This window comes from Streptomyces sp. NPDC002328 (genome assembly GCF_042890065.1).
In the GTDB taxonomy this organism is placed as follows: Bacteria; Actinomycetota; Actinomycetes; order Streptomycetales; family Streptomycetaceae; genus Streptomyces.
Window position 1 is genome coordinate 406,038 of record NZ_JBIARQ010000002.1, and the last position, 25,845, is coordinate 431,882.

The 25,845-nt window shown below is 72.9% G+C and carries 20 protein-coding genes; 6 read left to right on the forward strand and 14 right to left on the reverse strand.

The window, feature by feature from the left end:
• Window positions 1-41 precede the first annotated feature (41 nt).
• From groL to ACFYX4_RS08145, 4 genes are all read right to left on the reverse strand, one after another.
• Complete coding sequence (gene groL / locus ACFYX4_RS08130; protein WP_389327823.1) at window positions 42-1,667, reverse strand: chaperonin GroEL; 1,626 nt, start codon at window positions 1,665-1,667, stop codon at window positions 42-44.
• Between the two features lie 136 nt (window positions 1,668-1,803).
• Window positions 1,804-2,112: a co-chaperone GroES gene (gene groES / locus ACFYX4_RS08135; protein ID WP_020132158.1), complete on the reverse strand. Its 309-nt coding sequence runs from the start codon at window positions 2,110-2,112 to the stop codon at window positions 1,804-1,806.
• A 349-nt stretch (window positions 2,113-2,461) separates the two neighbouring features.
• Window positions 2,462-3,415, reverse strand: a complete 954-nt coding sequence (locus ACFYX4_RS08140) for a polysaccharide deacetylase family protein (RefSeq protein WP_389327826.1) — start codon at window positions 3,413-3,415, stop codon at window positions 2,462-2,464.
• Window positions 3,412-4,344, reverse strand: coding sequence for a polysaccharide deacetylase family protein (locus tag ACFYX4_RS08145; protein WP_389327829.1), 933 nt, complete (start codon window positions 4,342-4,344; stop codon window positions 3,412-3,414). The genes ACFYX4_RS08140 and ACFYX4_RS08145 overlap by 4 nt, the downstream gene beginning before the upstream one ends.
• Window positions 4,345-4,434: 90 nt before the next feature.
• Here ACFYX4_RS08145 and ACFYX4_RS08150 point away from each other — a divergent pair, with 90 nt between their 5' ends.
• A complete protein-coding gene (locus tag ACFYX4_RS08150) occupies window positions 4,435-5,628 on the forward strand; it encodes a methyltransferase domain-containing protein (RefSeq protein WP_389327832.1) in 1,194 nt (397 codons plus the stop codon).
• Between the two features lie 181 nt (window positions 5,629-5,809).
• Here ACFYX4_RS08150 and ACFYX4_RS08155 read toward each other — a convergent pair whose 3' ends face one another.
• Both ACFYX4_RS08155 and ACFYX4_RS08160 read right to left on the reverse strand, forming a co-directional pair.
• Window positions 5,810-6,856, reverse strand: coding sequence for an LCP family protein (locus ACFYX4_RS08155; protein ID WP_389327835.1), 1,047 nt, complete (start codon window positions 6,854-6,856; stop codon window positions 5,810-5,812).
• Between the two features lie 354 nt (window positions 6,857-7,210).
• The gene (locus ACFYX4_RS08160) at window positions 7,211-8,290 is read right to left on the reverse strand and encodes a LacI family DNA-binding transcriptional regulator (protein WP_389327838.1); all 1,080 of its coding nucleotides are present in this window, start codon (window positions 8,288-8,290) and stop codon (window positions 7,211-7,213) included.
• Between the two features lie 159 nt (window positions 8,291-8,449).
• Between ACFYX4_RS08160 and ACFYX4_RS08165 the strand changes: the two genes are divergently transcribed.
• A complete protein-coding gene (locus ACFYX4_RS08165; RefSeq protein ID WP_389327841.1) occupies window positions 8,450-10,810 on the forward strand; it encodes a glycoside hydrolase family 3 N-terminal domain-containing protein in 2,361 nt (786 codons plus the stop codon).
• A 117-nt stretch (window positions 10,811-10,927) separates the two neighbouring features.
• Here ACFYX4_RS08165 and ACFYX4_RS08170 read toward each other — a convergent pair whose 3' ends face one another.
• Complete coding sequence (locus ACFYX4_RS08170) at window positions 10,928-11,182, reverse strand: hypothetical protein (protein ID WP_389327844.1); 255 nt, start codon at window positions 11,180-11,182, stop codon at window positions 10,928-10,930.
• Between the two features lie 48 nt (window positions 11,183-11,230).
• A complete protein-coding gene (locus tag ACFYX4_RS08175; RefSeq protein ID WP_389327847.1) occupies window positions 11,231-17,512 on the reverse strand; it encodes a DNRLRE domain-containing protein in 6,282 nt (2,093 codons plus the stop codon).
• Window positions 17,513-17,876: 364 nt separating this feature from the next.
• Here ACFYX4_RS08175 and ACFYX4_RS08180 point away from each other — a divergent pair, with 364 nt between their 5' ends.
• Window positions 17,877-19,337, forward strand: a complete 1,461-nt coding sequence (locus ACFYX4_RS08180; RefSeq protein ID WP_389327850.1) for a M48 family metalloprotease — start codon at window positions 17,877-17,879, stop codon at window positions 19,335-19,337.
• A complete protein-coding gene (locus tag ACFYX4_RS08185) occupies window positions 19,334-20,359 on the forward strand; it encodes a hypothetical protein (RefSeq protein WP_389327853.1) in 1,026 nt (341 codons plus the stop codon). Before ACFYX4_RS08180 ends, ACFYX4_RS08185 begins: the two co-directional genes overlap by 4 nt.
• Window positions 20,360-20,374: 15 nt before the next feature.
• On the opposite strand, the gene ACFYX4_RS08190 is transcribed toward ACFYX4_RS08185, so the two are convergent.
• Genes ACFYX4_RS08190 through tsaB form a run of 4 tightly spaced genes read right to left on the reverse strand, consistent with a single transcriptional unit; the run spans window position 20,375 to window position 22,952 of the window.
• On the reverse strand, window positions 20,375-20,635 hold the full coding sequence (locus tag ACFYX4_RS08190) for a hypothetical protein (RefSeq protein WP_389327856.1): 261 nt from the start codon (window positions 20,633-20,635) through the stop codon (window positions 20,375-20,377).
• A 10-nt stretch (window positions 20,636-20,645) separates the two neighbouring features.
• Window positions 20,646-21,737: a tRNA (adenosine(37)-N6)-threonylcarbamoyltransferase complex transferase subunit TsaD gene (gene tsaD, locus ACFYX4_RS08195; RefSeq protein WP_389327859.1), complete on the reverse strand. Its 1,092-nt coding sequence runs from the start codon at window positions 21,735-21,737 to the stop codon at window positions 20,646-20,648.
• Window positions 21,730-22,254, reverse strand: a complete 525-nt coding sequence (gene rimI, locus ACFYX4_RS08200) for a ribosomal protein S18-alanine N-acetyltransferase (RefSeq protein WP_389328650.1) — start codon at window positions 22,252-22,254, stop codon at window positions 21,730-21,732. Before rimI ends, tsaD begins: the two co-directional genes overlap by 8 nt.
• Window positions 22,255-22,298: 44 nt before the next feature.
• Window positions 22,299-22,952: a tRNA (adenosine(37)-N6)-threonylcarbamoyltransferase complex dimerization subunit type 1 TsaB gene (gene tsaB, locus ACFYX4_RS08205; RefSeq protein WP_389327862.1), complete on the reverse strand. Its 654-nt coding sequence runs from the start codon at window positions 22,950-22,952 to the stop codon at window positions 22,299-22,301.
• Between the two features lie 146 nt (window positions 22,953-23,098).
• Between tsaB and ACFYX4_RS08210 the strand changes: the two genes are divergently transcribed.
• Together ACFYX4_RS08210 and ACFYX4_RS08215 are read left to right on the forward strand one after the other, a co-directional pair.
• Window positions 23,099-23,647, forward strand: a complete 549-nt coding sequence (locus ACFYX4_RS08210) for a hypothetical protein (protein WP_389327865.1) — start codon at window positions 23,099-23,101, stop codon at window positions 23,645-23,647.
• A 150-nt stretch (window positions 23,648-23,797) separates the two neighbouring features.
• Entirely contained in the window at window positions 23,798-23,974 is a 177-nt protein-coding gene (locus ACFYX4_RS08215; protein WP_389327868.1) for a hypothetical protein, read from the forward strand.
• 65 nt (window positions 23,975-24,039) lie between these two features.
• Here the strand turns inward: ACFYX4_RS08215 and tsaE are convergent, their stop codons facing one another.
• The gene (tsaE, locus tag ACFYX4_RS08220) at window positions 24,040-24,561 is read right to left on the reverse strand and encodes a tRNA (adenosine(37)-N6)-threonylcarbamoyltransferase complex ATPase subunit type 1 TsaE (RefSeq protein ID WP_389327871.1); all 522 of its coding nucleotides are present in this window, start codon (window positions 24,559-24,561) and stop codon (window positions 24,040-24,042) included.
• Window positions 24,527-25,783, reverse strand: coding sequence for an alpha/beta fold hydrolase (locus ACFYX4_RS08225; protein ID WP_389327874.1), 1,257 nt, complete (start codon window positions 25,781-25,783; stop codon window positions 24,527-24,529). Before ACFYX4_RS08225 ends, tsaE begins: the two co-directional genes overlap by 35 nt.
• Window positions 25,784-25,845 lie beyond the last annotated feature (62 nt).

The following is a 25,845-nucleotide window of genomic DNA, read 5'->3' on the forward strand; positions in this document are numbered from 1 at the left end:
CAGTGCTGACGACGGTCAGCGTTCGTCAGTGCTGACGTGCCTCAGTGGGCGTGGCCGTGGCCGTGACCGCCGGCGGCCGGCTCTTCCTCTTCCTTCTTCTCGACGACCAGGGTCTCGGTCGTGAGCAGGAGGGAGGCGATGGAGGCGGCGTTCTCCAGGGCGGAGCGGGTGACCTTGACCGGGTCGATGACGCCGGCCTTGACCAGGTCGCCGTACTCGCCGGTGGCGGCGTTGAAGCCCTGGCCCTTCTCCAGCTCGGCGACCTTGGAGGTGATGACGTAGCCCTCCAGGCCGGCGTTCTCGGCGATCCAGCGCAGCGGCTCGACGGCGGCCTTGCGGACCACGGCGACACCGGTGGCCTCGTCGCCGGTCTTGTCGAGGTTGCCCTCGAGGACCTTGACGGCGTGGACCAGCGCGGAACCGCCACCGGAGACGATGCCCTCCTCGACCGCGGCGCGGGTCGCGGAGATGGCGTCCTCCAGACGGTGCTTCTTCTCCTTCAGCTCCACCTCGGTGGCGGCGCCGACCTTGATCACGCACACGCCGCCGGCCAGCTTCGCGAGGCGCTCCTGGAGCTTCTCGCGGTCCCAGTCGGAGTCGGTGTTCTCGATCTCGGCCTTGATCTGGGCGACGCGGCCCTGGACCTCGGAGGAGTCACCGGCGCCGTCGACGATCGTGGTGTCGTCCTTGGTGACGGTGACGCGGCGGGCGGAGCCGAGGACGTCGATGCCGACCTGGTCGAGCTTGAGGCCGACCTCCTCGGAGATGACGGTGGCGCCGGTGAGGACGGCCATGTCCTGGAGCATCGCCTTGCGGCGGTCGCCGAAGCCGGGGGCCTTGACCGCGACCGCGTTGAAGGTGCCGCGGATCTTGTTGACGACGAGGGTGGAGAGCGCCTCGCCCTCCAGGTCCTCGGCGATGATCAGCAGCGGCTTGGAGGCGTTGGTCTGGATGACCTTCTCCAGCAGCGGCAGCAGGTCCGCGATGGAGGAGATCTTGCCCTGGTTGATGAGGATGTAGGGGTCCTCGAGGACGGCCTCCATGCGCTCCTGGTCCGTCACGAAGTACGGCGACAGGTAGCCCTTGTCGAAGGCCATGCCCTCGGTGAAGTCCAGCTCCAGACCGAAGGTGTTGGACTCCTCGACGGTGATGACACCGTCCTTGCCGACCTTGTCCATCGCCTCGGCGATGAGCTCGCCGACCTGCTGGTCCTGGGCGGACAGCGCGGCGACGGCGGCGATGTCGGACTTCTCGTCGATCGGGCGGGCCGAGGCGAGCAGGTCTTCGGAGACGGCCTTGACCGCGGCGTCGATGCCCTTCTTGAGGAGGGCGGGGGACGCGCCGGCGGCGACGTTCTTCAGGCCCTCGCGCACCAGCGCCTGGGCGAGCACGGTGGCGGTGGTGGTGCCGTCGCCCGCGATGTCGTTGGTCTTGGTCGCCACCTCCTTCACCAGCTGCGCGCCGAGGTTCTCGTACGGGTCGTCGATCTCCACCTCGCGGGCGATCGTGACACCGTCGTTGGTGATGGTGGGGGCGCCGAACTTCTTGTCGATGACGACGTTGCGGCCCTTGGGGCCGATCGTCACCTTGACCGTGTCGGCCAGCTTGTTGACGCCGCGCTCGAGGGCGCGACGGGCGTCCTCGTCGAACTTCAGGATCTTCGCCATGACAGCGGGAGCCCTCTCGGAGATCTGTGGGTGTAAACGGCACTGCGCCCCTGGGCGCCCGGCTTCTTATGCGGTCGCGGGGGCCAGGGGCGCAGCGTCAGGCATCAAATGTGCTTCCGGAAATGTCCGGGGTGACTTACTTCTCGATGATCGCGAGGACGTCGCGAGCCGAGAGGACGAGGTACTCCTCGCCGTTGTACTTCACCTCGGTGCCGCCGTACTTGCTGTACAGGACGACGTCGCCGACCTTGACGTCGAGCGGCAGGCGCTCGCCGTTCTCGAAGCGACCCGGGCCCACGGCGAGGACGGCCCCCTCCTGGGGCTTCTCCTTCGCGGTGTCCGGGATGACCAGGCCAGAGGCGGTGGTCTGCTCGGCGTCGAGCGGCTGGACCACAATGCGGTCCTCGAGCGGCTTGATGGCAACCTTGGAGCTGGTGGTCGTCACGATCCGACCTCCCCCTTCGGAGATCTCACGGGGTTAACTGTCTGAGGTGGCGACCAGGTCGATCCGTCGTCGCGGGTGCCGGACCTGCCCGTCGCGTTGTTGGCACTCTCCAGTGGGGAGTGCCAGAGCCGAGACTATGACCGGGGTTAGCACTCGGTCAAGCGGAGTGCCAATGCCTGCGGCGCGTCGGCCGAAATTTTCAGCTTGCGTGGGCTTTTCGGTGGGCGGTGTCCGTGTGGGCGTTCTCTGGGGGCTGCCGCCCCCAGGCCCCCGCTTCGGCCCTGGACGGGCCTCGTCCTCAAACGCCGGACGGGCTGGTTTCACCGGCCGGCGTTCGAAAGTCCCCGGATCACAAGTAGTCCTCCAGGCGGCCCACCGTCAGGTTCTGCTGCTGGAGTTGGCGCAGGAGGCGGGTCGTGCGGGTGCGGAGGGTGGGGCCGAGGGCCTCGTCGGGGTCTACGGCGATGATGTCGCCGGGGCGGAGGCGGGGGGAGCCGTGGGTGTAGGCGAGGTCGGTGGGGCCCATCGAGGCGCGCCACAGGACGATCGCGGAGATGCCGCAGTCGGCGGCGGCACGGCGGGTGGTGGTGTCGTACGTGCCGTAGGGCGGGCGGAAGAGGCGGGGGCGCAGGCCGAAGCGGGCGCTGAGCTTGTTCTGCTGGCCGCAGATCTCGGCGCGCTGGCCGGCGTAGGGCAGACCGCGCAGGGCCGCGTGGTCGAGGGTGTGGTTCTGGAGGCTCGCGCCGACCGCGCGCAGCCGGGCGAAGTGGGCGTAGGCCGGGCCGGCGACGCTGTCGGTGAGGAACATGCTGACGGGGAGGCGCAGTTCGCGGACCATGTCGATGAAGCGGGGGTCGCGTTCGGCGCCGTCGTCGTAGGTGAGGAAGACGACCCTGTCACGGGTGGGGACGCTGTCGACGACCGGGGGGAGGGACGGGGGCCGGGCGGCGGCCGTGGGTCTCGCGGCGGGGGTGGGGGCGGGGGCCAGCGGGGAGGGCAGGCCCCAGCGGCGGTACAGCGGTTCGTCCGACGCCCGCGGACCGGCGTGGGGCGGCGTCGGGTGCGCTCGTGCGGGCCCCGCGGCCGGCCGCGGACCGGCGTGGGGCGGCGTCGGGTGCGCTCGTGCGGGCCCCGCGGCCGGCCGCGAGCCGGCGTGGGGCGGCGTCGGGTGCGCCCGGACGGGGCCCGCGTCCCCCGGGCGGGCGGCCGTGCCGCCGTCGCGGGCGCAGCCGGCCGCCGCTGCCAGCACGACCGCCGCCGACGCGAACGCGCACAGGAGCGCCCGCCCCCGCCCCCTTCTCACAGGTAGTCCTCCAGGCGGGCCACCGCATACCCCTCTTCCGTCACCTTGTTCAGGAACTTGCGGATCATGTCGGGCATTGTGCCCTTCCAGTCGTCCGGGCCGCGGAAGTGACTCAGGACGATGTCGCCGGGGTGGAGCGCGCGGTCCCACTCGCGGTACTCCCAGTGGTCGACGAACACCTCCTCGCTCCACAGGGGCACGTGCTTCACCCCGCAGGTCTTCGCGGCCCGCAGGGTGGCGCCGTTGTAGTTGCCGAAGGGCGGGCGGAAGAGGGTGGGGCGGGTGCCGTAGCGCTCCTCGATCACGTCCTGCATGCCGCAGATCTCGCGCTTCTGCCGCTGGTAGGACAGGCCCGGCAGATAGGGGTGGTGGAGGGTGTGGTTGTTCAGGCCCACTCCCCCGTCCTGCATCTTCTTGAAGTAGCCGTAGTCCGACTTGACCAGGTAGTCGCTGAGGAATGCGGTGTACGGGATCCTCAGCTCGGCCGTCATGCGCAGGAACGCCGGGTCCTTCTCGGCGCCGTCGTCGATGGTGAGGAAGACGACCTTGTCCTCGGTGGGGACGGTGGTGAAGACCGGCGGGAGGTCCAGTTCCTCGTGGCCGTCGACCTCGAAGCCCTTGCGGGTGGTGATCCTCGGTTTCTTCGCGGGGGGCGCGGGAGGTGTGAGGGGGACCTTCTCCAGGCCCCAGCGCTTCGCCGCCGCGACCCTCGCCGCGTGCTCGGCGCGCAGTCCGGCCGCGTAGGAGCGGAGGGAGCCGGACGGCGGCGTCTCGTCGGGCTGCTGGCCGGGGGCGGGACCGACCCCGCCGGCACCGCCGCCGCCCTCCGCGCAGCCCGAGACGATCGCGGCCAGGGCGAGAACCGCGAAGCCGCCCCGGTACGCCGTCCACCTCGCCCGGCATTTGTCATTTCGTACGACTGATCCCATGGCGCCGGATCTTCGCAGCCCCGCCGGTCAACCCCCGCCCGACACCGCGGCCGGAGGCGCACCATCCACCGACTGGCCCACAATGACCCGGTGAACGACCTCGCCCCCCTCCTCACCCCCGAGGGCCGCGCCCTCCTCGACGCCGTGCGCGGCACCGCCGCGGCCGACGAACTCGCCGTCGCCACCCGGCTGCGCCGTGAGCATCCCGCCGCGCTCGTCTCCGCCGCCCTCGGGCAGGAGCGGCTGCGGCAGCGGGCGGCGGTGAAGTTCGGGGCGCGGGACGCCGAGCGGATGTTCTTCACGCCGAACGGGGTCGAGCAGTCGACGCGGGCGACGGTCGCCGCCTACCGCGCCGAGCGGTTCAAGGGGCTGGGCGTGACCTCGGTCGCCGACCTGTGCTGCGGGATCGGCGGCGACGCGATCGCGCTGGCTCGCGCGGGGATCCGGGTGCTGGCGGTGGACCGGGACCCGGTGACGGCGGCGGTGGCGCGGGCGAACATGGAGGCGCTCGGCCTCGCCGACCTCGTCGAGGTGCGGGAGGCGGACGTCACGGACGTCGACACGGCCGGCCATGACGCCGTCTTCGTGGACCCGGCCCGGCGGGGCGGGCGGGGGCGGATCTTCGACCCGGAGGCGTACTCGCCGCCCCTGTCCTGGGCCGTCGAGGCCGCGCGGGTAGCCGCGCACGCCGCGCTGAAGGTGGCCCCCGGCATCCCCCACGAGGCCGTGCCCGCCGAGGCCGAGGCGGAGTGGATCTCGGACGGCGGGGACGTGAAGGAGGCGGTGCTGTGGTTCGGGACGACGCCGGGCGCCGTCCGGGCCACGCTGCTCCCCGGCCCGCGCACCCTCCTGAGCGCCGGTCTGCCGAACCCGCCCGTCCGCCCCGTCGGCCGCTACCTGTACGAGCCCGACGGCGCCGTCATCCGCGCCCACCTGGTCGCGGACGTCGCCCGGGACCTGGACGGCGGCCTGGTCGACGAGACGATCGCCTACGTCACCGCCGACGACCTGCGCCCCACGCCGTACGCCGCCGCGTACGAGATCACCGATCAACTCCCCTTCAACGTGAAGAAGTTGAAGGCACTGCTGCGGGAGCGCGGGGTCGGCGTCCTCACGGTGAAGAAGCGGGGGTCGGCGGTGGAGCCGGAGGAACTGCGCAAGAAGGTCAAGCCGCAGGGGCCGAACGCGGCGACGGTGTTCCTGACCCGGGTCGCGGGGGCCCCGACGATGCTCGTCGGCCGGCCGGCGGCCGAGGGGCCGTCCGGGGGCGGACCCGGCCGGTAGCGCCCCTCCTCACCCGGCGCCGGTTCAGCCGCGCGGACCTCGCTGGTACCACGTGGGACCGTAGAGGAAGACCTGGAGCACCCGCGTGGCGATGGTGAGCAGCACACCGCCGAAGCCGTAGATGATCAGGGGCGGTGGGGCAAGATCTGTCGCCGTTCAGTTGCTCGAGCATCGGTCGGATTCAGGGGCGGCGCAGCGACCCCCACAGTTGGCTCGCCGCCGGTTCCCGGGCCACCACCCGGTTGGGGTCCGAGGGGGCCGGGACGACCGGCATGGTCACGGTCGTCAGCCGCTCGGACGACAGGGACTTCAGGCTCCGGGCGAGTTCCGTCAGTTCGGTGAGGGAGTCCAGGCCGGTGTCGGTGGTGAGGCTGCCGGTGACCGCGTCGGCCACCTCGTACAGGCGGGTGGGGCTGGTCAGCAGGTCGGTGGCGGCGATCTGTTCGAGGAGCGCCTTCACCAGCGTCTGTTGGAGGCCGATGCGGCCGAGGTCGCTGCCGTCGCCTATGCCGTGCCGGGTGCGGGCCAGGGCGAGGGCCTGCGTGCCGTCGAGGTGGTGGGTGCCGGCCGCGAGGGTCAGATGGCTGTCCTCGTCGTCGATGTCCTCGGCGGTCGTCACGGTGACCCCGCCGAGCGCGTTTACCAGCTTCGCGAAGCCCGAGAAGTCGACCTCGACGTAGTGGTCCATACGGACGTCCGTCATCGACTCGACGGTCTTCACCGCGCACACCGGCCCGCCCACCGAATAGGCGGTGTTGAACATCGCCCCGTACGCCGGCGCCGTCGAGCCGCCGGAGGGCAGCGGGCAGGACGGGCGGTCGACGAGGGTGTCGCGCGGGATGCTGACGACGGTCGCGCCGGTGCGCCCGGCGTCGATGTGGACGACCATCGCGGTGTCGGAGCGCGCGCCGGTGCTGTCGCCGCCGCCGAGTTCCTGGTTCTGCGCGCCGCTGCGCGAGTCCGAGCCGAGGACGAGGATGTTGAGCGCCGTGGTCGGCAGCGGGGTCGCCGACGCCGTGCCGGACGGGGTCGGGACGGTCACCGCGCGGGGCGGGCGGTTGTCGCCGAGCGCGTTGTCGATGTCGACGCTCGTGATGTTGTCGTTGAGATGCCGGTAGGCCCAGCCGAGGGCGGCCACGCCCAGCACCAGCGCGCCCGCCAGGGTGAGGCCGACGGCCTTGAACGCCCTCGACCGTCGGCCCCGCTGTCTGTCCTGTTGTCCCGTCACATGATGAACGTAAGTCCGAATTATGAGCAGCCTGTTAGGAAGCGGGCCCCGGGGTGGATTTCTTCGGAAAATCTCACGATCCCAGCGTCACCGCCGGCACCGGATTGTGACCGCCGCACCCGACTGCGCACAGCTCGCGTTCCAGGCCTGAGTGACCCGCTGCCCCGCCCCGGTCCCGGTGCCCCTCCGGCGAGCAGGGCGGTGAGCAGGGCGGTGAGTCGTGCACGGAACGATGAACTGGAGGTTCTCATGGCGGGGCCTCCGAAAGTTTCGGTCGTGCAGCCGATTGACTTCGGAGGAGTGTGGAGGCGCCCTCCATACCCGTCAATACGTCAACTTCCGGCCACGGGCGACTCAGGCCCCGGCCGACCCCGTCCCCTCGGTCGGCGGCGGCGCCGTGCTCGTGCGCACCACCAGGCTGGTCGCCAGCTCCACCCGGGTCGCCGCCTGGGCCTCCTCGGACGTCGGCCGCCCGAGTTCGAGCACCAGCCGGGCCGCCGCCTCGGCCATCTCGGTGAGCGGCTGCCGCACGGTCGTCAGCGGCGGGCCCACCCAGCGGGCCACCGGCAGGTCGTCGAAGCCGACCACGCTGACGTCCTCCGGGATGCGCAGCCCCAGCTCGCGCGCGGCCTCGTAGCAGCCGAGGGCCTGGAGGTCGTTGCCGGCGAAGACGGCGGTGGGCCGGTCGGGGCGGCCGAGCAGCTCGCGGGCGAGCCGGTGGCCGGTCTCGTGGCGGAAGTCGCCGGTCTTGATCAGCGCCGGGTCGACCGGCAGCCCGGCCGTCTCCAGCGCGGCCCGGTAGCCGTCGATCCGGGCGCGGCTGCACATGATCTGCGGGGGTCCGCTGATCGCGCCGATCCGCCGGTGCCCCAGTTCGACCAGGTGCCGGGTGGCGGCGAGCCCGCCCTGCCAGTTGGTGGCCCCGATCGACGGCACGTCCGCGCCCGGGTCGCCCGCCGGGTCCATCACCACGAACGGGATGGAGCGGCTGGTCAGCAGCGCGCGCTGGGACTCGTCGAGCCCGGACAGCACGAGGACGACCCCGTGCGGGCGGCGGGCGGCGACCTGGTCGGCCCAGGTCCGCCCCGGGGTCGGCCGCCCCGCGCTCTCGCTGAGCACCACGCTCAGCCCGGCGTCCCGGGCGACGTTCTCCACGCCCCGGATGACCTCCATCGCCCAGGCGCTCTCCAGCTCGTGGAAGACCAGGTCGATCAGGGGCGAGCGGGTCGCCTCGGCGCGGCGGCGCCGGTAGCCGTGGGCGCGCAGGAGTTCCTCGACGCGGGTGCGGGTCGCGGGAGCCACGTCGGCACGGCCGTTGAGGACCTTCGAAACAGTCGGGGCGGAGACGCCGGCCTCGCGGGCGATCTCCGCGAGCGTGGCGGTCTGTGTCAGCCGCGCTCCTGTCCGCGTTCCAGCGGGATCCGGGGAAGTCATGGCGGCGATCGTATCCCCGCGCCCCCTCTTGACGAACCTTGTACGGCACCATAGGTTCCCGGAACATTCGAAGTGTCTTACGAAACATTCGAGCATTCGAACCCTTCGGGACTGGGACCGTCCGGGAAGGCTCCGGGACGTCTCCGGGACAGGAGTTTCATGACCACCGCCCCCTGGCGCGACCGCGCTCTGCCCGCCGCCGCCCGTGTCGACGACCTCCTCGCCCGGATGACCCTGGAGGAGAAGACCGCGCAGCTGTACGGCGTGTGGGTCGGCGCGGCGACGGACGGCGAGGGAGTCGCCCCGCACCAGCACGACATGACCGCCGACCCCTCCGAGCAGGACTGGGACGAGCTGATCGCCCGGGGGCTCGGCCAGCTGACCCGCTCCTTCGGCACCGCTCCCGTGGACCCGGCGGTCGGCGCGCGCGCCCTGGCCGGGGCCCAGCGCCGGATCGTCGAAGCGGGCCGCTTCGGCATCCCGGCCGTGGCGCACGAGGAGTGCCTGGCGGGGTTCACCGCGTGGCGGGCCACCGCCTATCCGGTCCCGCTGGCCTGGGGCGCGGCCTTCGATCCGCCGCTGGTGGAGGAGATGGCCCGGCGCATCGGGCAGGACATGCGCTCGGTGGGCGTGCACCAGGGTCTCGCGCCCGTCCTCGACGTCGTCCGCGATCCGCGGTGGGGGCGGGTCGAGGAGACGATCGGCGAGGACCCGTACCTGGTCGGCACCGTCGGCGCCGCCTACGTCCGCGGGCTGGAGTCGGCGGGGGTCGTCGCCACGCTCAAGCACTTCGCCGGGTACGCCTCCTCGGCGGGCGCCCGCAATCTGGCTCCCGTCCGGGCGGGCGTCCGCGAGTTCGCCGACGTGACGCTGCCGCCGTTCGAGATGGCGCTGCGCGAGGGCGGGGCCCGTTCGGTGATGGCCGCGTACACCGAACGGGACGGCGTGCCCGCCTCCGCCGACCCGGAGCTGCTGACCGGGCTGCTGCGCGAGGAGTGGGGCTTCACCGGCACGGTCGTCGCCGACTACTTCGGCATCGGCTTCCTCCAGACCCTGCACCGGGTGGCGGGCACCCCCGCCGAGACGGCCCGGCTGGCCCTGGAGGCGGGCGTCGACGTCGAGCTGCCGACGGTGAAGTACTACGGCGAGGCGCTGGCGGCGGCCGTGCGGGAGGGGAGCGTCCCCGAGGAGCTGGTCGACCGGGCGGCCCGGCGTGTGCTGCTCCAGAAGTGCCAACTCGGGCTCCTCGACGAGGAGTGGCGGCCTGAGGTCCCCGAGCGGGTCCGGCTCGACTCGGCGGCGAACCGCGCGCTGGCCCGGCGGCTGGCGGAGGAGTCGGTGGTCCTGCTGGACAACCCCGACGGGCTGCTCCCCCTCGCCTCCGGCACCCGGGTCGCGGTGGTCGGCCCGCGGGCGGCGGACGCGCTCGCCATGCTCGGCTGCTACTCCTTCCCCTCCCATGTCCTCACCCACCATCCCGGGGTGGAGACGGGCATCGAGATCCCCACGCTGCTGGAGTCGCTGCGGGCCGAACTCCCCGACGCGAAGGTGACGTTCACCGAGGGGTGCGGGGTGTCGGAGCCGGACCGGACGGGCTTCGAGGAGGCGGTCGCGCGGGCCTCGGAGGCGGACGTCTGCGTGGCGGTCCTGGGCGACCGGGCGGGCCTGTTCGGACGGGGCACCTCGGGCGAGGGCTGCGATGTCACGGACCTCCGACTCCCCGGCGTCCAGGGCGAGTTGCTCGACGCGCTGGTGGCCACGGGCGTGCCGGTCGTCCTCGTCCTGCTGACCGGCCGCCCCTACGCGCTGGGCCGCTGGCACGGGCGGCTGGGCGCGGTCGTGCAGGCCTTCTTCCCCGGCGAGGAGGGCGGGCCGGCGGTCGCGGGAGTGCTGTCGGGCCGCGTCGACCCGTCCGGCCGTCTGCCGGTGAGCGTGCCGCGCGTCCCCGGGGGCCAGCCGTGGACGTACCTCCAGCCCCCGCTGGGCCTGGCCGGCGAGGTCAGCAACCTGGACCCGACCCCGCTGTACGCCTTCGGCCACGGGCGCTCGTACACGACGTTCGTGTGGGAGAACTTCGAGGCGGGGGCGGCCGGCGGGGCGGGCGAGGCAGGCGCGGCTGGGGCAGGCGCGGCGGAGACCGAGATCTCCACGGACGGCTTCTACGAAACCGCCGTCACCGTCCGCAACACCGGCGACCGCCCCGGCGCGGAGGTCGTCCAGCTGTACCTGCACGACCCGGTGGCGAGCGTGACCCGCCCCGACGTCCGCCTGATCGGCTACCGGCGTCTGGAGCTGGACCCGGGACGGTCCCGCCGGGTGACCTTCCGCTTCCACCCGGACCTGTCGGCGTTCACGGACCGCGAGGGCCGGCGCGTGGTGGAACCGGGCGCCTTGGAACTCCGCCTGTCCGCCTCCAGCGCGGACCACCGCCACACGGCCCGCCTGCGCCTGACGGGACCGCTGCGCGTACTGGGGACGGACCGGCGCCTGCACTGCGAGACGGAGGTGTCGGACGGCTGAGGGGCCGGACGCCTGAAGCGCCGGACGCCTGAGGGTCCGAACGGCCGAGGAGCCGGAACGCCCGGTGGGGCCCCCGCAACCGCGGAGGCCCCACCGTCCGTGCGCCGACCGCCCGTCTCAGGTGCGGGCACGGCCGCGGCTGCGGCCAAGCGTGGCGATCAGGAGGAGCGCGATCACCGCGAGTGCCTGCAGAGACAGGGAGAGCACGGTCGGGTGACCGAGGGGATACAGCAGCGGCACGGCGACGCCCGCCGCCGCCACGATCACCGCGAGGGGGATGAGCAGCGGATCCCAGCGGCCGCGCACCTGCCAGTACGCGACCCACGCGCAGAGGAACTCCGTGATCCCCAGCGCTATCTGTAGGAAGGTCATCGACGCATACCGTTCTTGGAGATCGAAACCCGGGAAGCCGGTCGACAGCTAGTTGTAGTACTCGAAGTAGTCCCAGGGCCCGGTCTTGGTGAAGTAGCCGACGAAGTTGACCCAGATCCTGATTCTGGGCTGTTCAGCGTACAGATCCCAATTAGCCGTCTTCGTCTGCCACTTTCCGTTGTGCCAGCGTCCGTAGCGCGTGTAGTGGTAGCGGTAACGCCACCAGCAGCCGTCGACGTAGACCCCGGCCATGAAGAGGGCCTCGATGGTCTGGAAGAAGGCCCTCAGGCGGCCGGGCATGCTGCTGTAGAGGGAGGCGTGCCACTTGGTGGTGGACGTGTACCTCCCTTGGCGGGTCCACCTGGTGTTGCGCGGGTGGGCCTTGCACTGGCTTCCCGTCCGGCCGTTGCCGCAGACGATCATCGTGCCGTTCAGGTCGGTGTCGGTGACCGGGTCGGCGCCCGCGTAGTCGTAGGCGTTGGCACTGCCGCCCGCGATGGGGTCGGTGGACAGGAACCGGCCCGTGGTCGGGTCGTAGAGACGCAGGCCCATGAGGATCGCCCCGGTGAGCGTCTCGCCCGACCTCTGGTGTCCGCCGAGCCAGCCGTAGCGGGTGGCGGGGGTGCTGTCCTCGGGGTTGCCGTACTCGTCGTAGGCCGACGACACCGCTGACTGGGCGGTGTCGAGCGGGAGCTGTACGGTGACGTCCCCGTGGAGGTCGGTCAGCTCCAGGACGGTGCCGTCGGTGGCGCCGGTGGTGGCCCGCAATTCCCCGTCGATGCCCTGAACGTTGCGGGTCTCCGTGCCGGACGTCTCCTGGATCCAGGTGGGGATGTCGCCGTCGGCTCCGTAGTGGTTGCTCTTGGCCGCCGTCTGGCTCCAGGTGCCGCCGCTGTTCGTCTCGGTGGTCCAGGCGGCGAGGCGGCCGGCCGCGTCCGGCGTCCAGGTCTGCCGGCTGGTGCCGTCGGCGGAGGTCTGCCGGTGGACGAGGTCGTTGGCGTAGTAGTCGACGGCGCTGCCGCCTGCCTGGGTGGTGGTGCGCCCGAGGGCGTCGTAGACGGTGCCGCCCGTCGTCAGCCGGTCGGCGCTGTCGTAGGTGTACGAGGTGGTGGTGGCTCCGGTGGACGTGCAGGCCGAACCCGCGGTGGACGTGGAGGTGGCCAGGGCCGTGCGGTTCGAGTCGGCGTCGAAGGTGTAGCCGCGGCGGGTACAGGAACCGTCGGGCGCCGCGTCGTCGGCCAGGGCGAGACGTCCGGCCGCGTCGTAGCCGTACCCGCGGGCGCGTGTCTGGCCGTTGGTGTCGGTGTCGGCGACCGTCTCCGCCTGGACGGACTGGTCGACGGTGTCGGAGGCGGCGACGGTGCCGTCGCTGTCGCGGGTGTACGTCCGCGACACCTGGGCCCCGGTCTCGTCGTACCCGACGGTGAGGGAGTAACCGCCTGGCAGGGACTCGCCGGTCAGGTCGCCGTCGGCGTCATAGGTGGCGGAGAAGGCGCCGGCGACGGAGTCGGAGCGGGAGGTCTGGAGCCCGCGCGGGTCCTTGCCGGTGTCATAGGTGTAGGTGGTGGTGGACGGAGCGGAGTCGGTGGTCCGCACGGGACGGCCGGCGGCGTCGTAGGCCGTCGTGGCGGTGTTGCCGGCGCCGTCGCTGTAGGAGATCTCCCGGGCGAGGTCGTCGTGGACGTGGGTGACGGTCGCCGTGCCGTTGCTCATCGTGGCGAGCTGACCGTCCGTCGGGTCGTAGGTCACGGTCATGTCCGGGACCGTGGTGCCGGTCGTGGACGTGACGGACCGTTGGGTGATGCGCCCCGCGCCGTCGTAGCCGAGCGTGGTGGTGCGGGTCGAGCTGCCGCTCACCTCGCTGACCTTCGTGGTGTCGCCCCACCGGTCGTACTGCATGGTCTTGGTGGGGAGTTGCGCGGGATTGGACCCTCCGCCGGTGATGGCGCCGGCCGGTGCGACGGTGCACACCAGGTCCGCCCATTCGGGGCGGCCGCCGCAGGTGCCGGTGCCGCCGGCCGTGTAGTAGGTGGTCACCGTGGTGTCGGCGTCGGTTCCGCCGGAGTCGGGCTGGGTGGTCCGGATGGCCCGGCCCTGCGCGTCGTAGGTCGTCGTCCGGGCGAGTGCCAGTCCGTTCGGGTCGGTGACCGTCCTGGTGACCAGGCCCTTGGCCCAGTCGTAGCCGGTCGTCGTGGTGCGCACGTCCGCGTCGGCGGGGTAGCCGGTGACGTAGGCCCCGACCTTCACCGTCGTCGGCTGGTCGGACACGGTGGCGGTGCCGTCCGTGGGCCGGCCCTCGTCGTAGCTCGTGGCGGTGTGGCGCCGTGCGGGCAGGATGGTCCCGGCCGGCTGGTCGACGCCGCCGGCGCCCGCGGTGAGCGTGGACGCCAGGGTGACCTCGTGGAGCGGGCCGTACTCGTCCGTCTCGCGCAGACCGTCGGAGGAGTACACCGACACGGTGGACAGCTGCTCGGCCCGGTCGGCCGTGGACAGGCCGTCGATGTCCAGTCGGGTGAGTTCCGCCAGTCCGGAGCCGCTGGTGGCCAGGGCCAGTTCGCGGTTGGCCGCGGTCAGGTCCCGGACAGTGTTCCCGAACTGGTCGTACTCGCTGGTGGTGATGTGTCCGCCGGGTTCGGCGGTGTTCACCTGACGGCCGGACGCGTCCGAGTACAGAATCCTGGCCTGCGTGTAGTCGGTCGCCGACAGGTCGCCACCCGTGTGGGAGGCGGGCGTCGACGTGGTCGGAAAGATCGCCGTGGCGTCGGTCGGGACGTCGGTCTGTCCCCAGCCGGTCACGTTCGCCGTGCCCATGGCGTAGGGCGCGCCGCTGCCCGACAGGGGGACGTCGTAGACGACTCCGGTGGTGGCGGTCGTGCCGTCGGTGGTGCTCTTGCTGCCTGCGGCGAGGTTCGGCCGGGAGGTCGACAGGAGCATGCCGTCACCCGCGGTGGCCGCGTTGCCGGCCTTGCCGTAGGCGAACGTCCAGGGCAGTTCGCCCGGCGGGGTGAGCGTGGTGACGCGTCCGGCGGAGTCGTAGGCGTACGTCGTCTTCAGCGCGGGGCTGATCCTCGGGTCCCACTCCTCGCGCAGGCGGCCGGAGTCGTCGTAGGAGTACTGCGCGACGACCGTGGCGGTGGCCGCCGAGGCTCCCGGGGCGGTGCCCCATTCCTTGATCTGCGACACCCGGCCCTTGTAGTCGCCGAACGCGCTCGACGTGGCGGTGGTGGAGGTGGCGTAGACGTACTGCGTCACGCGGCAGCCGGCCGTGGCCGGGGTCGCCGCGCACGTGGTCGCCGTGGCCGCCGAGGTGGAGGCGATCACGTACTTCGGGCGGGCCAGCGGAGCGGTCGGGGGGCTGTCGGGGTCCTTCTCCGACACGACCGTCGTGGTGGAGTCGTCGGTGGGCAGGAACGTGCTGGTCGCCTGCCAGGTGGCCGCGGCCGGGTCCACCTTGGTGAACGTCGTGGTGGCGCCCTCCTCGTCCTTCAGCGTGAAGGTGTCCGGCGAGGAGGTGTGGGTCAGGGTCAGGTCCTCGTCGCCGGGTTGCGCCTTCCAGCCGCCCGACGAGGTGGCCGTGAACCCGGTCTCGACCCCGTCGGCGTCGACGAGTGACACGGACGACGTGGCCGAGGTCCTGTGGATGTACGCCCAGTCGGAGCCGGTCACCTCCTCGGAGGCGCCGGAGGTCCACTGCGGGCCGAAGATCGCCACCTGCCCGTCGGCGTCCGACCCTGCGGTGGGCCGCCGTGAGGAGGCGGTGCGTGAGACGGCCATGCCGAGGTTGGAGGCGTCGGTCTCGTCGAGGGTGAAGTCGCCGGTCAGCGTGTTCAGATCACCGGGTCCGACCTGCTCGGTGGGAGCGGTGCCCGCGTTGCGGTCCACGGTGACGGTGTTGGCCTGGCTGTAGCCGGTCGTGGTGCCGTCGGTGAACACGGCACGGATGTCGATCGCGCCGTCGTCGGCGAGCGTCGTGGTGACGTCCCAGGTGAGAGCCGCCGGGCTGCCGCCGGTGACCGCGATCGGCCAGGAGGTGACGGCCGACCCGTCGGAGGACTTGGTCACGGCGCTGGTCGGGACCGTCTGCCAGGGGTCCGTCTCACCACGGCGATACTGGTAGGTGACGCCGGTGTAGCTGCTCTTGCCCTTGGAGACGAGGCTGACCCGGCGGGCGACGGAGTCGCCCGGGTTCGGGCTGAGCAGGGCCGCGCCGTCGATGCCGACGCCGAAGTGATACTGCGTCGCGCTGGTGGAGACGTTGCCGCCGGAGTCGACGGTCTTGACGAACAGGGTGTGCCAGCCGTTGGCGGGGCTGATGGAGACGGTCAGCGGGTCGCCGCCCGAACCGTCGGTGGTGTCGTAAACGCGGTTGGGCACGGAGGAGTCGTCCAGGCCCCAGGCGAAGCCCATGCCGTCGGTCGAGGAGGTGTCCGACGTGCAGGTGGCGCCGCCGGACGCCTGCGCCGTCCAGGTGTCGGCCGTGTACGGGTCGCAGGAGACGGTCGGCGCGGCAGGCAGGGCCGTGTTCAGCACGAACGTCGTATAGCCCGACCACGCCCCGAAGTCCGTCCCGTCGTAGGCGCGCACGCGGAAGCGGAGGTGGGAGCCCGCCGGGAAGGCGGAGGCCGACGGGATCGTCAGGGTGGAGGTGGATCCGGAGGCGACCGTCTTGCCGTACGCGGTGTACGTGTACGTCGTGTCCGCGTAGGACGGGTCGGGTGTGATCTCGAACTGCGCCTGCGCGTTGCCCCCGTCGGCGTCCGTCGCCTTCGCCGACAGCGTCGGCGTCAGCGAGGTCACGTACCGCTTGCCGTTGTAGGCGTTGACCTGGGACGGCGAGACGGCCGGCGCGGAGGCGACGGCGTAGGAGTTGTAGGTGACGACCAGCTTCGGCGCGTAGCCGGAGGTCGAGTAGTTCGCCGAGCGGAAGCGCCGCCAGGTGGTGGAGTCGGCCTCGTCGGCGCTGCGGATCTGTAGGCCGTAGTTCGTGGAGCCGTCCGCCCAGGCCTGGACGATGGACTGGAGGTTCCAGTTGGACCAGTTGGCGGCGCAGGAGGAGTCGTAGCCCCAGTGGCCGGTGTTGGTCGCCATGCCGGTCGTGGTGGTCGACGGCTGCGCGCCCCAGGTGACCGACGAGGACGACCAGGTCGAGGTGATCCGGCGGGCCTGGGTGGCCGCGCCCGCGGTCGAGCAGGTCGCCGAGTAGTAGTTGTACAGCGACATCGTCGCGGCGGTGACGTGCTTGCCCGCGAACTTCGACACGTCGAACTTGAGGTAGGAGCGGGCGGTGTCGGTGCCGCCGTCGTACGTGCCCGACTTCAGTTCCTCGGAGGAGATCTGCGAGTCGGTGTAGTCCGGGTTCTGCACCCAGGTGTCGGTGGTGACGGCGAGGGTGGTGGTCGGGTCGACGGTCACCGGGTAGGAGGCGGTGGCCAGGAACGTCGGGTCGGGGGTGAGGACGAGGGTCTGGGAGCCGTCGGCGGCGGTCTCGACGCTCGTCGTCACCTGCTCCTGGTGGGCCGACTCGCCGGAGCGGGGGTCCCGGCTCGCGTCCCACATCATCGGCGCGGGCGCCTCGGCGACGAGCTTGCCGCCCGTGTCCTTCAGCAGCAGGTGCCCGGACGCGGCCCGGGACAGCGTCAGCCCGTCCAGCCGCAGCGGGATGCGGTACGAGACCGAGCCCCCGGCGGGCTTGCGGGCGAGCGCGATGTCCTCGGAGAAGCCCTGCGCGAGCGCGGTGACCGACAGGGTCTGCCCGCCGCCCAGCGCGTAGGAGGCGGTGTTGCGGCGCACCTGGGGGGCGGGCAGCCTGCTGCTCCAGCCCAGGCCGAAGGACTGCCTGCCCTTCCTGACCGAGGCGAGCCCGGTGTCGCCGCCGTCGGAGACGGCGATGTCGGCGGCGGCCGCGGCGGGCGTGAGGTCCGCTCCGGTGTCGGACAGCGAGGTGTCGATGTCCTTCCACCCGCCGTCGGTCTTGGTGCGCACCGGACCGGCGTACGCCTCGGTCTGCACCTGCCCGTTCGGCAGGGCGTACGTCGACGAGTCGGCCGTCCGGTCGGACAGCACCTCGATCCTGCGGTGCCGCAGCCGGGCCGTCAGCATCGCCGACGCCTCGTCCTGGGCCTGAGCGGAGCCGGCGGCAGCGGACTTGGCGGCCTTGGCGGCCTTGGCGGCCTTGGCGGCCTTGGCGGCCTTGGCGGCCTTGGCGGCCTGGGTAGCCTTGGTGGTCGAGCCGGCGGCGAAGGCCAGGCCGCTGCCCTGGTCGACCAGGGCGAGCTGGGCGGCGAGCACGAGCAGTACGCCCGTGGCGGTGCGGCGCACGGATCGGCGCACGGGTCGGGGATGCCCTCTGTGTCTGTGTCTGTGACGCATGTCCGACGATCATGGCCAGGGGACCGCCGGCGGCCCCGGAGGACGTCAACGCCGTCCCCGCGAACGACAAAGCGTGCGCCAAGGGGGGCAGTTGACGGGCGCCGTCGCCGGCCTCCGCCGCCCCTTTCGCCCGATCCGTTCCCCGCGCTCGCCCTCGACTCGGCAAAGCGCGAGTTTCCGAACCCTTGACGGGATATGCGGGCAAAGGGCGCATGACCGGCGGCGGTCGCGTGAAATCCGGCCACGTCCCGTCCACACGCTGTGCCAGAATCCGCCGAAGGTCTGTTCGACCACCCCTCGCGCGAGTGACAGGAATCCCCACCCCATGGACATACGGCGGCCGTCGGCCCTGCGCGAGTGGTCGCTCATCGTGGCCATGGCGGGGCTGGCGTGGCTCCCGCGGGCCGCCGTCGGTTCGGCCCTGCTTCTCGCGTTGCTGCTCTGGGGCCCGCCGTGGTCGATCGTGGTGCCGCTGTTCCTGATCGCCGGTGAGGCCGCGAGATCGGTCGTGAACCGCGAGCCGCAGCCCGGCCGTGCCGTACGGCCCGCCGACGAACCGGAGTTGGCCGCCCTGGTGCGGGACGTGGCCGAGCGGCTCGGCTTCCGCGATCCGCTCCTCGTCCGGATCGTGCCCGGCGTCCAGGCGGCCCTGGGCCGCGCCCGGGTCGACGGCAGGCAGGCGTACACCCTCCTGCTGGGTCTGCCCCTGCTGCGCAGGCTCACCGAGGCGCAGCTGGCGTCCGTGATCGCGCACGAACTCGGACACGAGCGGCATCTGCGGGACCGCCGCGCGATCCTGCTGCGGTCCGCCCACGCCACACTCGCGGAACGCCTGGACGGCAGCCTCCGCCCGCTCGCGCCCCTCGCCGCACGCCTGCTGCGTGCCTCCCAACCGCTGCTCTGGCAGGCGGAGACGGCCGCCGACGCCGACGCGGCCCGCGTCGCGGGCACCGAGGCCACCGGCCAGGCCCTCCACACGACGAGCGTGCTCGACTCCGCGTTCGACGGCCTCGGCGCCTCCTGGGTGTCGGATCTGGCCGAGGAGGAGCAGTACCCCGAGGACTTCTACGACGCCCTCGACGCCGCTCTGAGCGACCCCTACGTCCTGCGCCGCGCCGTCCGCGCCGCGGCCGACGAGGACGCCCTCGACCCCTACCACGCCGCCGACCACCCGCCGTTCGACCGGCGGACGGCCGCACTGCCCTCCCACCCCGGGAGCCCGTACGCCGCCGCCCCGCTGCCGCTGCGCACCGCCGCGGCCGTGGAGCGGTGGTGCACGGGGGAGTTGTGTCTGCTCGAATGGCCCCGCATCGAGGACACGGAGGAGCAGGGCGACGGCGTGCAGCCGGTCCGCCTCCTCGAACTGCCCGCCGAGCGCCTCCATGAACTCAACGACGACATCAGCCGCCACCTCCTGGAGGCGACCCGCAAGGACACCCCGGCGGAGGCGGTCGCGGCGGCCCTGGACGCGTTCGCCGACGGCGCCCTGGAGGAGCTGGCCAACCGCCTCGAACCTCACCTGCGCCGGGCCCCGGACACCGTCCGCCCCGCGCTCACCCGCACCGTCCTGGCCGCCGCCGTCAGCGGCCCCTTCGCCGAGGTGCTGCGCGCGGCCGGCTGGACGTACTCCAGCCGCTGGCTGAACACCGTCCTCACCTCGCCGGACGACGACGCCACGGTCGTCGACCTCAACGAACTCGTGCACGACGCCGTGGAGAACGGCGATCCCGCGCCGCTCCGCGCCCTGTGGGCGTCGGCCGCGCCGAAGGAGGAGCAGAACGTATGAGCCGCCCGGGATCCGCCCTGCGCGTCGGGCTGTTCGGCGTGGCCGTCACCCTCGTCGGTTTCGCCCTCTTCGCCGCCTGGCTCGGCTTCCACGCCGAGCGCTACCTCGACGCCCGCGACCGGGCCACGGCGACGGCGGCCGGAGTGGTCGTCGAGGACCGCATCGGCGACATGGAGGACATCCGCGTGCGCTGGACGGACGGCGCCGGCCGCGAGCATGTGCAGCGCTTCGGCGTCTACGACGTCGACCGCTACGCCGAGAACCGCCCCTTCCCCGTCGCCTACGACCCCGCCTCCGCCTACCCACAGGGCTTCCCCGCCGACCCGAACGAGACCTTCGTCGAGGACGACCTCCTCGTCCCCATCGCCCTCGGCGCCGCCGTGGCCCTGGTCCTGACCGGCGTCTGGGCCCGGCGCGGGCTGCGCTTCCTGTGGACGTCGCGCGGGCCGGGCCGCGCCGTGACGGCCACCGTGCACCTCGGCCGGCGTCCGGCGCGCTGGCGGGAGCCGATGACGACGTGGCTGAAGCTGCCTCCGCCCGAGGAGGAGACCGGGGCCGAGGGCGAGACCGGGGCCGGGGGCGAGACCGGGGCCGGCGCGCGCTGGCAGCGGGTCATGTGGGATCCGGCGCTGGACGAGGTCACCGGCCCCGTCCCGGTCACCGTGCACCACGCGGGCCCCGGCCGACGCCGGTCCGCCGTGGTGGCGCTGGCGGACGGCACCCGTCTCGTCCCGCTCGGCCGGCTGCGCGAACAGCCGCCGCTCAGCACGGAGTTCGAGGACCGCGAGGCCGTGCGCAGCGATCTGCGGGACGCCTTCGTCCTCCCCGCCGACACGGTCGTGCGCCCCGCCCGCCCCGGCCGCGTCTGGTGGCGTCGAAGCGTCTTCTTCGGCGTGACCGGCGTCGCGGTCGGTCTGGCGACGGGGCTCGCCTTCGACGCGTCCCTGATCGGGGCGGTGGCCTGCGCGCTGACCGGGGCGACGGTGCTCACGTCGACGTGGACGCTGACCTCTCCGCAGTGAGGAAGGCCCGTCGGGTCAGCTGTCGTCCGCGACCGACTCGAACCGCCAGCGGTGCACCGCCCGGGTCACCAACTCCCCGTCCGGCTCCGGCAGTTCGGGGAGTTCAGCGTCGTACTCGGCGTCCCACCAGGTGATGACGAGCACCCGGTCCTGGGGGGCCCGGAGGGTCTCCCGGCGCAGCGGCGTGTGAGCGAGGCTCTGTGCGCGCGCCCAGGCCAGCAGTTCGTCACCGCGTCCCGCGACCGCGCGGGCCTCCCACATCAACGCGACCGTCATGCCGGGATCCTCACGAGTACAGGTTCTCCTTGCTGACCTCGTGCACGTGGTCGTGCGTATGGCCGGGCACGTGCGGCTCGGTCACCGGGAGGGAGGAGTCCGCCGAGAGGTCCCAGCCGGAGGCGGCGCGCCCGCGGGCGACCATCTCCGCGCCCAGGGCGGCGACCATCGCGCCGTTGTCCGTGCACAGCTTGGGGCGCGGGACGCGCAGCCGGATGCCGGCGGACTCGCAGCGCTGCTGGGCGAGGGCCCGCAGCCGGGAGTTGGCGGCCACGCCGCCGCCGATCATCAGGTGGTCGACGCCCTCGTCCTTGCAGGCCCGTACGGCCTTGCGGGTGAGGACGTCGACGACCGCCTCCTGGAAGGAGGCCGCCACGTCCCGCACCGGGACCTCCTCGCCCGCCGCCCGCTTGGCCTCGATCCAGCGGGCCACGGCGGTCTTCAGACCGGAGAAGGAGAAGTCGTAGGCGGGGTCGCGGGGGCCGGTCAGGCCGCGCGGGAAGGCGATCGCCTTCGGGTCGCCCTCGCGCGCGTACCGGTCGATGACCGGGCCGCCGGGGAAGCCCAGGTTCAGCACGCGGGCGATCTTGTCGAAGGCCTCGCCGGCCGCGTCGTCGATCGTCGCGCCCATCGGACGGACGTCGGAGGTGATGTCGGAGGACAACAGGAGGGAGGAGTGGCCGCCGCTCACCAGCAGGGCCATCGTCGGCTCGGGCAGCGGGCCGTGCTCCAGCTGGTCCACGCAGATGTGGGAGGCGAGGTGGTTCACCCCGTACAGCGGCTTGCCGAGCGCGTACGCGTACGCCTTCGCCGCCGAGACGCCGACCAGCAGCGCGCCCGCGAGGCCGGGACCGGCGGTGACCGCGATGCCGTCCAGGTCCTTCGCGGAGACGCCGGCCTCCTTCAGCGCGCGGTCGACGGTGGGGACCATCGCCTCCAGATGGGCGCGGGAGGCGACCTCCGGGACGACCCCGCCGAAGCGGGCGTGTTCGTCGACGCTGGAGGCGACGGCGTCCGCCAGCAGGGTCGTGCCGCGGACGACGCCGACGCCGGTCTCGTCACAGGAGGTCTCGATGCCCAGGACGAGCGGTTCGTCAGCCATTGATCTCGGTTCCTTGTACGCCGTTCAGGGTGGTGGAGGGGTCGGTCAGGCGCATCACCAGCGCGTCCACGTTGCCCGGCTGGTAGTAGCCGCGCCGGAAGCCGATGGCCTCGAAGCCGAAGCGCTCGTACAGCTTCTGCGCGCGGACGTTGTCGACCCGGCACTCCAGCATGACCTCGGTGCAGTCGAACTCGCTCGCGGCCCGCAGCAGTTCGGTGAGCAGCTGGGCGCCGAGGCCCGTGCCCCAGCGTTCGCGGGCGACGGCGATGGTCTGGATGTCGGCGCCCGTCCCGGAGCCGCCCTCGCTCTCGCTCTCGCCCTCGGCGGCGGTGCCGGCGACGGCCAGCCCGGCGTAGCCGACGATGCGGCCGTCGACGGTGGCGACGACGTACCGCCGGGTCGCGCCGGGGCCGCGGGCATGGGCCAGGTCGGACCAGAACATGCCCCGTGACCAGGCGTCCTCGGGGAAGAGGTCCTTCTCCAGTTCCAGCACGGGTTCGATGTCCCACCAGCGCATCTCGCGCAGCGCGGGCAGGACGGACTCGGTGGCGACGGGCTCCGTCACTTCGGGGTGACCACCTTGTAGTTCTTGGGCACCTGGGCGTCCGGCCGGCGCAGGTACAGCGGACGGGGCTCCGGGAGCTCCTCCCCCGCGGCGAGCCTCTCGGCGGCGAGGCTCGCGAGCGCCGCGGCGGAGACGTGCTCCGGCTCGTGGGCGTGGGGGAAGGCCTCGGGGTAGAGCAGCGCGCCCGCGCCGACGGCGGGCAGTCCCGCCACCTGGTCGGCGATGTCGGCCGGGCGGTCCACGGCCGGGCCGCCGACCCGGGTGCGGGAGTCGGCGTAGCGCGCCCAGTAGACCTCCTTGCGCCGGGCGTCGGTCGCCACGACGAAGGGGCCGGGCAGGTCGGCGGCGTAGGCGAGGCCGTCGAGCGTGCACAGCCCGTGCACGGGGACGCCGAGCGCCAGACCGAAGGTGTCGGCGGTCATCAGACCGACGCGCAGCCCCGTGTAGGGGCCGGGGCCGACGCCGACGACGATCCCGGTGACGGCGTCGAGCCGGTACCCCGCGTCGGCGAGCAGACGGTCGACGGCCGGCAGCAGCAGCTCACCGTGCCGGCGCGCGTCCACCTGGCTCGACGAGGCGATGACGTCCGCGCCGTCGTGCAGGGCGACGGTGACGGCGGGGGTGGCGGTATCCAGAGCGAGCAAGAGCACACAAACAGCCTACGGCTCCCCGGCGAGCGCGCGTGCCGCGCTCGGCGACCCGGGCGGCGGTCGCCGCGGCTGCTAACGTCGCGGCCGGGCATGATCCGTGACAAAGAGCGCGAATCAGAGCGAACAGGGCGAAGAGGTGGATGCCGGTGTCAGGCAGCAGCGCGACGATCGTGGCCGGGCTCACCGCGGCGGCCCTGGCGACCGTGGGGCTGCTCGCCCTCCAGGCGGCGGCGACCGTGCCGCCCGAACTGGCCGAGCCGCGCGCGGACGCCGCCGTCGCGGCGCGGAAGGTCCCCCGCGCCCGGACGGGTTCCACCGCGCTGCCGTCCTCCTCGGGCGCGGGCGAGCGGGTGGTGTACGCGCTGGACGAGGACCGGGTGTGGCTGGTGGGGCCGAGCGGCAGGGTCGAGCGGACGTTCCCGGTCTCCCCGGGCACCGTCGACCCCGCGCCGGGCGCCTACGCCGTGACCTCCCGTTCCAGCGCGGCCACCGGGACCGACGGCGCTCCGGTCGAGCACGTCGTGCGCTTCACGCACGTCGGCGACGTGGTGATCGGCTTCAGCTCGACGCTGGACGGCTCGGCGCCGGTGCCCGATCCGGAGGTGCAGACGGGCGGGATCCGCGAGGGGCGGGCGGACGGCGAGGCGATGTGGCGGTTCGCGACGATCGGCCAGCGGATCGTGGTGGTCCGGTAGGTCACCGGTCGCGATCCGGGCTGATCGTATGAACGTTCCGACAAGACGTCGGCAAGATGTTGCGTTCGGCGTCCCGTGCGTGGTCACATGGTAGCCAGCCCTTGGTTAGGTGAACCTAACCAGGTCCGCCCCGGCCACCAGGAGGCGTCCATGCCGCCCACCGAGCCCCAGGCCCAGCCGCCGCGGCCGTTCACGCTCGCCGGGGTGTCCATGGCGGACCTGCTCGCGTCCTGCGCCGCCGCCGAGGCGGTGTCCCGCCCGCCGCGCGCACCCGGCCCGGAGGCGGCTCCGCGGGAACGGCGGGTGGACCACCGGGAAGCGGCGTAGCGCCGCCGGTTCCCTGAGGCGGTCCGCCGGCTCGGGCCGTCCGTCAGCTCGGGCCGTCCGTCCGCTCAGGCCGCCAGCACGCTGAGGTCGGCCGACGCCCAGCGTTCGCCGAGGCCGGTCACCGTGACGTGGCGCACCTCGTCCGTCGTGTCGCCGACGGCCCGGTGGATGCGCACCTGGAGCCGCTCGTCGGTCAGCTCCTCGACCTTGCCCTCGCCCCACTCCACGACGATCACCGACTCCGGCAGGGACACGTCCAGGTCCAGGTCCTCCATCTCGTCGAGCCCGCCGCCCAGGCGGTACGCGTCGACGTGGACGAGCGGCGGACCGCCGCCGAGGGAGGGATGGACCCGGGCGATCACGAACGTCGGGGAGGTGACCGCGCCCCGGACCCCGAGCCCCTCGCCGAGCCCCCGGGTCATCGTGGTCTTGCCCGCGCCGAGCTCCCCGCTGAGCATCACGAGATCGCCGGCGCGCAGCAGCTTGGCCAGGCGTCGGCCCAACTCCCGCATCTGTTCGGGGGAGTTGACGGTGATCTCCAAGGAAACCGGGTCAGCCGGGTTGTGCGGTGCCGCTGGTGCTTCCATAGCCCCCCACGGTAGCCCCTGCCGGCACCGCGCCCGCGCGGGTGAGCAGGTCGGCGAGACGGTCGGTGACGACCTCGGGGTGCTCCAGCATCACCAGGTGCCCGGCGTCCGGGACGAGGACAAGCTCCGCGTCCGGCAGCAGGTCGGCGATGGCCTCGCTGTGCTCGCTCGGCGTGACGAGGTCTCCGATGCCGGCCAGCACCAGCACCGGCTTGTCCGTGAAGCAGGCGAGCGCCTCGGTCTTGTCGTGGTCGGTGAAGGCCGGGTAGAACTCGGCGACCACGTCGATCGGCGTGCCCTCGATCATCCGCTCGGCGAACCGGGCCACGGCCGGATCGACGTCCCGGGACGCGAACGAGTACCGCTTGATGATCCCGGCGAACAGATCGGCGGTGGCCCGCCGCCCCTTCTCCACCAGCGCCGCCTGCTGCCCCAGCGCCTTCAGCACGCCGGGCAGCACCCGCCGCACCGCGTTGACGCCGGCGACCGGCAGCCCGAAGTTGACCTCGCCGAGCCGCCCGGAGGACGTGCCGACGAAGGCGGTGGCGACGACCCGCTCGCGGATCAGCTCGGGGAACTGCGCGGCCAGCGCCATCACCGTCATCCCGCCCATGGAGTGCCCCACGAGCACGATCGGCCCCTCGGGCGCGGCCGCGTCGATGACGGCCTTCAGATCGCGGCCCAGCTGGTCTATGGTGAGCGGCTCGCCGTCCGTCAGCTGGGCGGCCCCGCGCGCGGAGCGGCCGTGGCTGCGCTGGTCCCAGTGCACCGTCCGCACGACGCCCCGCAGGGCCGCCCGCTGGAAGTGCCAGGAGTCCTGGGTGAGGCAGTAGCCGTGGCTGAACACGACGGTGACGGGCAGCGGGGCCTTGCGGCCGAAGAGCCGCCGGCGTCGGGGCGCGGGGCCGCCCTCCGGCTCGGCGTCGTCCACCTCGTAGTACAGCTCGGTGCCGTCGTCGGCGACGGCCCTGCCCGGCGTGCCGCGCAGCGCGCCGTACGGACCGGCCGCGTCGAGGGCCAGCCTGGCCTTCGCGCGCATCCCGCGCCCCACGGTCATCCGCTCCAGGGCGACCCCGGCCGCCGCGCCCGCGGCGATCACGCCTATCGCCGCGCCGGCGATGCCGGTCGCCCGGCGCCACCCTCCGGCCGCCCCCGTCGCGGAGGCGGCGGCGACGGCCGCCGAGGCGGCGTTCGCCACTGCCTCCGCACTGCTCTCGCTCACGTACCGCTCCTCTTCGCCGGATGCCGGGTGGTGCCGCGTGTGACGCCGTCCGCTGCCCGCCG